The 1,043-nt window shown below is 75.0% G+C and carries 1 protein-coding gene; it reads right to left on the reverse strand.

What is annotated here, in order from left to right; all coding sequences use genetic code 11:
* Positions 1–23: 23 nt before the first annotated feature.
* The gene (locus D7V93_RS43415; RefSeq protein ID WP_120648712.1) at positions 24–983 is read right to left on the reverse strand and encodes a carotenoid 1,2-hydratase family protein; all 960 of its coding nucleotides are present in this window, start codon (positions 981–983) and stop codon (positions 24–26) included.
* Positions 984–1,043: the final 60 nt, after the last annotated feature.

Below are 1,043 nucleotides of genomic sequence, written 5' to 3' on the forward strand. Positions count from 1 at the left end.
GAGCGTGATGACGCCGAGCGCGTTCACGCCGCCCGCTCCACGCGCGTGCGGAAGTGCGCCATCCAGCGGATGAAGGGCGAATGAAAGCGGCGGAAGTCCGCCACCTCCCCCATCGTGTCCAGCGCGCCCCGCCGCGACTCCAGCCGCGCGTAGAACGGCGACGACTCCAGCAGGCGCGGCGCGCCCACCACCTCGTTGCCCGCGTGCAGCCGGGCGGGGATGCGCAGGCCCCAGCCGGTGATGTTCGTGGGCCGGGCCTCCAGCTTCGGGCCGCGCTCACACACCACGCCGGCCGGCCCCGCCTGCACGCGCAGCGGCGCCACCCCGTCCGGCAGGTGGTAGTCCACCACGGTGTGGTTCGCGTGGTGCGTGCGCGCCCAGTGCCACCCGGACAGCCGCTCGCCCAGCAGCTCCTGGCCGTGGTTGGTGTCGTGGTAGCCCAGGCCTTCGGCCGCCACGTCCAGCGAGGACACCTCCAGCCGCGCCTCCGAGCGGGGCGCCAGCGCCTGCCAGTAGTGCGGCAGCCCCGGCATGAGCTGCACCTCCGCGCCCCGGGGCGTCAGCGGCCGGAGCGTCAGACTGGCGCGCACCGGGCGGCCCCACGGCGCCGTCCAGTCGTCCACGTCCATGCGCACCGTGCCGTCCGCGGCGTGCGTCAGCGTGGAGCGGCCGATGCGCAGACGCCCCGGCTCCTCCACTTCCGCGCGCGGGTACTCGCTCAGCACCCACAGCCGGCGCACGCCCTGGTGGTAGAGCGCGAAGTTCACCGCGCTGTGCTCCAGCGGATGGCCCCCGCGCCGCGCCGCCACCGAGTAGCGCGGCGAGAACAGCGAGCCCAGCATGAAGATGCACACCGCGCTGTAGGGCCCGGCGGTGACGTCCGCGTAGAACCAGCGGTAGGCCCCCGCCGCGTCGGGCAGCGCGGGCAGCGCGGGGACTTCGGGGACCGAGGGCACCAGGCTCTGGGCGAGGACGGACGTCATACGCCCCTCCGCAGGTGCGCGGAGGCCATCTCCGCCGCGAACCGGCCCGACAGCATCGCC

The organism is Corallococcus llansteffanensis, assembly GCF_003612055.1.
Lineage (GTDB): Bacteria > Myxococcota > Myxococcia > Myxococcales > Myxococcaceae > Corallococcus > Corallococcus llansteffanensis.